The organism is Chamaesiphon sp. OTE_20_metabat_361 (genome assembly GCF_031364565.1).
The window spans coordinates 1-5635 of the sequence record NZ_JANLWO010000097.1 but is presented as its reverse complement, the minus strand read 5'-3'; the positions used below and the strand labels follow the sequence as shown (position 1 = coordinate 5635).

At 47.7% G+C, this 5635-nt stretch carries 4 protein-coding genes; 2 read left to right on the top strand and 2 right to left on the bottom strand.

Features of this window, described 5'->3' with window-relative positions:
* Positions 1-274: 274 nt before the first annotated feature.
* Positions 275-1198, bottom strand: coding sequence for a DUF1517 domain-containing protein (locus RMO35_RS02700; RefSeq protein WP_309738389.1), 924 nt, complete (start codon positions 1196-1198; stop codon positions 275-277).
* 377 nt (positions 1199-1575) lie between these two features.
* Between RMO35_RS02700 and RMO35_RS02695 the strand changes: the two genes are divergently transcribed.
* Both RMO35_RS02695 and dacB read left to right on the top strand, forming a co-directional pair.
* Positions 1576-2019: an ABA4-like family protein gene (locus RMO35_RS02695; RefSeq protein ID WP_309738386.1), complete on the top strand. Its 444-nt coding sequence runs from the start codon at positions 1576-1578 to the stop codon at positions 2017-2019.
* Positions 2020-2154: 135 nt separating this feature from the next.
* Positions 2155-3642, top strand: coding sequence for a D-alanyl-D-alanine carboxypeptidase/D-alanyl-D-alanine-endopeptidase (gene dacB, locus RMO35_RS02690; protein ID WP_309738385.1), 1488 nt, complete (start codon positions 2155-2157; stop codon positions 3640-3642).
* Between the two features lie 192 nt (positions 3643-3834).
* On the opposite strand, the gene RMO35_RS25145 is transcribed toward dacB, so the two are convergent.
* On the bottom strand, positions 3835-5635 hold a 1801-nt coding region (locus tag RMO35_RS25145; protein WP_396135593.1), incomplete at its 5' end, for a class I tRNA ligase family protein.

Sequence of the window (5635 nt, the reverse complement as noted above, 5' to 3'; positions counted from 1 at the left end):
GGGGGGCTTTGCTCCCTCCCCTGCTTGGTGCGCTATCACTGCCGGGGAACCCGGTCAGTGAACGCATCCGCTTTATAAGGGGAGGGCTGGGGTGGGGTAAAGGACTACGCATCATCTCATCTTCCCTGGACTTGTATATATACCGCAGCTTTCTAAGGGGATTTAGATCTAAAAACGAAGCAATTAGACTTTTCAGACATCCTCTAATAAACAGAGATTAAGAGCATAAAAAAATCTCCCACAATTGGGAGATAATCGAGCTAAACTACACTAACTAAACCAATTTAAGATCGGGATAGTAGGCGAGAATATCATCGGTAGTAAGGGCATCACCATTGGCTTGAGGCGTCCAGATTGCTTCGATGGCGACAATCGCACTAGCATCGAGACTACCGAGCATTTGCAGCGCTTGACGCAGATCGCTTTCACCATTGATTTGAGGTAATTCAAGCTGACGCGTAGCAGCAACCAAGAGCGTGACGATGATGTATTCAGCGCGTTCTTGCTCTTGCTCGACTGTGGCTAACTCACCAGTAGAGTTGAGGGTGGCATTAGCACCAGCCTGACGGAGTTGGTTATTGACCTTGCTTAGGGTTTCCGTCGTAAATTTACCACGCTCGTTGAGAGACAGTTGATTGAATACGGCTTCTGCTCGATCGAGTTTAGCTTGTTGAATGCCAGTCTTAGCATACGTCCAATACTCGGGGTGACGGAGCAATTCGAGGCTAGTCTCTTGCAGAAGGTACATTCTGCCGCTGGCGGTATCCGCATTGACAGTCTCTGCCAATTGGTTTAATTTAGACTGGACATCACGAGCTTCAGCAAGTAAACCGACCTGAATTTGGGCGATCGAAACTTGGGGATTGTAAACATCGCCACCTTCAAAACTATCGCCACCAGCGACCCGTCGGAAAGTATTAAGTAAGAAGCCACCTACCGAAATCAGCACTAACAGCGACAACAAGCTGCCACCGCCGCCACCAAAGAGGAAGGGGAGATAGAAAGGTGAGAAACCACCACCTGGGTAGTAGCCACCACCACGACCGTAACCATTACTAGGTGAACTATAGCCCCCCCGGCTAGGAGCGCGGAACGAGCCACCACCGATGCGTCCGCCACTACGAGCGGCAAAAGCATCTCCAGTCTGAGCGAACACGAGAGTTAGGACTAGTCCGACTGCTACAAAGGACTTCAACATAGGTTTAAGAAGAGCGCGGAGTTTATCGAGCATAACTACCTGTAAAAAAAGCTTATTTATTCTTTTAATGTAACGACTTTGACAGTGGAAAGTCTCTACTTATCGAATTTCTTCAATTTTAACGCGGGGGATCGGCAGGGCGAAGTGTCGATCGATGTAGAGATAACCGATGCACTTGCCCCATTTAACTCAAGTTGCTACCTTATAGAATGCCTGCGACTGAAACCGCTGAGGTTATAGGTAGCAACTTTGATTATTTACGCCTCTTTCGCTCTTGTCGTCCCCATCCCAGCGGCTGATGATGGCAATCCCCAAGTACCAACGATAATAGATCGTAGATCCTCAGATCGATCGGTTCCTTATCTACAGGTAGTCCTATGCTCAGTCAACTATTCGATGCTGCTAACTTATTTGTCCTACCATTCTGGGCATTGATGATTGTCTTGCCCAAATGGGAGATTACCCGCAAAGTAATTTCATCCCCATTACCCTTCATCACTCTCGCTGGATTGTACGTCTACCTGCTGGTCGTCGCTGTCAACCCCGAATCAGCCGCAGCGCTTGCCAATCCCAAACTGGCTGACATTGCCCGGTTCTTTGCCGATGAAGGAGCTGCTGCTATCGGCTGGGTACATTTCCTGGTAATGGATTTATTTGTCGGACGGTACATCTATTTAGAAGGACAACAGAAAGGGATAATTACGATTCATTCGTTAATTTTGTGTTTATTCTTTGGCCCGATCGGGTTATTATCACATCTGATTACTAGTGCGATTTCCGATCGACTCAAAAAACCTACCCCTACTTCGGAACCAGTCTAAAAAAGCCGATGACGTTAGAATAACCAGGTTATTGAGACGGCGGTTGGCTCGGCTAGAGCGAAAAAATGATGGCTGGGAAAGGGTTGCTAACTCCATGTAGACTGAGGATCGATAAAATCTTGGGTGAGTCTACAGATGCAGTTATTTAGTTCCCATCGACGGATTGCGACAACGTGCGGGTGGTTATTGGTGCAGTTATTAACGATCGTTCCGGCTCGGGCACAGCAGCCAGTCGCGCCGCCAGCCTTATCAGCCGTCTGTGCCAGCCAAGTGCCAGCAGCCATCAATAACATCATCGATCGACCGGAATTGCGCCGCTATCGGTGGGGGATTGTCGTTCAGGTATTAGGTGGCCCCAAGCAGCTTTATAATCGGGATGGCGATCGCTTATTTATTCCGGCTTCTAATGTGAAGTTGATTACCACAGCGGCGGCACTCCGCCAGCTAGGAGCCGCGATGCGGCTGCGGACTTCTGTATATCAACTGCCGAGTAATGGCAGCTTCAGCAACCTCTTAGTAGTGGGTAGAGGCGATCCGAGTTTGACGGTGAGCGGGTTGCAATCGATCGCCCAACAACTGCAACAGCGCGGCATCAAACAGATCGGACAAATTAGTTTTGATGATAGTTATTTTCGCGGGGAACAGATAAACTCCGGTTGGGAATGGGGCGATTTATCGACTGATTATGCACCCGCAATTAATGGGTTGATGTTGAATCAAAATTCCAATCCTTTAACGGTCAGTTCCCAACAATTGGGGATGCCATTAAGATATGCTTGGAAAGATCCGAGTTTAAATAGTTGGCAAGTCGATAATCGCAGCTTGACGATCGCCGCTAGTCAAGATAATAATGTTGATGCGGTCGCGATGTTTGGCAAACCAGTCATCAAATTGACAGGTAAACTCGCTGTCAATACTACACCGATTCAGATCGATCTGCCGCTAGCAGATCCGGCACAATCTTTTATCAGTGCCTTTCGCCAAAGCTTGAATCGATCGGGCATCAATTCTAATAGTATGCGCTTAGGAGCGGCACAAAGTACGATTAATTTACCGGAAATTGTCGCGATCGATTCACCCCCAATTACCACATTAATTACAGAAACCAATCAGCGAAGTAATAATATCTACGCCGAAGTTTTGCTCAGATCGATCGGTCGGACTCATCCCGAACACTCTACTAGCGATCGAGATACTAGCAATCTCGGAATTGCCTTAGTAAAGCAACATTTAACGGCAATGGGTGTCGATCCGCAAGCCTATAGTATTTACGATGGTTCGGGTTTGTCACGACACAATTTAGTTGCGCCGACTACTTTCGTGCGCGTTTTATCAGTGATGGCAACTACACCAATCGGCAAAATCTATCGCGACTCATTACCAATTGCGGGCATTAGTGGTAGTCTCAAAAATCGCATGAAAGGAACCTTAGCTCAAGGAATCGTCAGCGCTAAAACAGGTAGTATGAGCGGGGTTGTCAGTTTATCTGGATATGTTAACCCACCTCAATATTCACCGTTAGTGTTTAGTATTATCCTAAATCAACACGATCGACCCACATTGCAAATGGTTAAGGTTATCGATGAGGTAATGGTAGTATTAGCAAGTATCAAACAGTGTTAAAGCAGAGCGTCGATCGTATACAAGTCTGCTGGACTTCGTTTGAGGTTTGTTTACCCCCCAACCCCCCTTATAAAGGGGGGCTTTTGCTCCCTCCCCTTTATAAGGGGAGGGTTGGGGTGGGGTAACACAGACTACGCAGTTAGTTATAGATCTGTAGCTTGGGTTGAGAGAAGCGAAACCCAACACACCCAACTAAAACTTATCTGATAAAGCAGCGACACAGCGATCGCAAACTAATGGATGTTCGCTATTTTCACCGACAGTAGATGAATAGTTCCAACACCGATCGCATTTGGTACCATCGGCATTAACTACCCCAATTTTGCCACCTTCAACAGTAGTTTGATGTGGCAATCCGGCTAGTCGCTCGGCATCGTCAATTAGCTCGACTTGAGAGGCTAGAAAGAGGTATCGCAATTCGTCAATCTGATTGGATTGATGCTGTGGTAAGGCGGTAGTCGCGGGTGCGTGGGCGGGTACTACTAATTCACCTGTAGGCTCTGCTAGCGATACCGTCCGCACGGGATGATATTGTGCGCCGATGATGTCATTTTTATATGCGATCGCGCGATCGAATGTTTGGCGACGTTTTTCTTTATTTAATAAGTTACGCGCCACAAAGATACCACTCATCACTATGCCGACACCTTTGAGAGTAGTTTCGACAAAGGGAATCCGATTGACAACATCGAGCAATCCGATCGCGATATACAATCCAAATGCCCCAGTGAGGATCAGTAAAACATTGCCAATCAACCGCCACCCTTTACTATAAGCCTCGATCGCGGTGGCAATCGTTGCGCCGATGGCGTTACTACCACTTGTAATGGTTGCTTGTAGTTCTGGTAATGGCGAAGCGTTTATTAGTTTATCGATCGTCGGCGTCTGCGAATTAGTAACACTAATTACAGTCCCGCCTTTCTTATTCCCCTCCTGGGAGGGGCTAGGGGTGGTTGCGGTGGATGCCGAATTAAACGACATCGCGCCTAACTTCGCTCTGAGTGCCGGATCGCTCACCTGCAACAATACCTTCGCTTCTAGACTCGAACCGATCGCTTTGTCGGTACGTGCCTGTTCCATTACCTTATTTACATCCGTCCGCAGGTCGCGAACTTTGTCCCAGGTGACGGCTAGATTGGGCTGTAACCACTGCGGATCGAGTTTGACCCACCTGGCTTCAAATACAGATTTATAGGGGGTTGGGTAGGGCAAATACTGCCAGATATCTTCCGCCATATGACAGAGGACGGGCGCGATCGCACGGGTGAGATTTTCGAGGATAATTGCCAGGACTGTCTGACAACTGCGACGGCGGAAGGAATTGGGTGAGCTAATGTACAGTCGATCTTTGGCGATATCGAGGTAGAAGTTGGACAGATCGACGATGCAGAAATTCTGCACTAATTGGAAGAATTTAAAGAATTGATAGCGATCGAATGCTTCGGTAATCTCGTCCAATACCACACTCATTCGGTGCAGCATGTAGCGATCGAGTTCGGCTAATTCGGCATAAGGAACGGCATCTTTCGCCGGATCGAAATCGTGAATATTTCCCAATAAGAATCGCGCGGTATTCCGAATTTTGCGCGAAGCATCAGATAATTGCTTGAGGATATTTGGGCCGATTCTGACTTCGGTAGCATAATCTACCGATGACACCCATAAGCGGACGATATCCGCACCGTAAGCTGGATCTTTCTGCTGGTTTTTACCCCCATCCATAATCACCATTGGGTCGATAATATTACCCAATGATTTACTCATTTTCTCGCCTTTTTCATCCAAGACGAAACCGTGAGTGAGGACGGTTTTAAATGGGGCGATGCCATTATTGGCGACACTAGTGAGCAAACTCGATTGGAACCAACCCCGATGTTGATCGGAGCCTTCGAGATACATATCGACGGGATAGGTTAAATTATCCCTTTGGTTGGCTACCGCTGCCCAGGATGAGCCGGAGTCAAACCAGACATCCATCGTATCGGTACCCTTG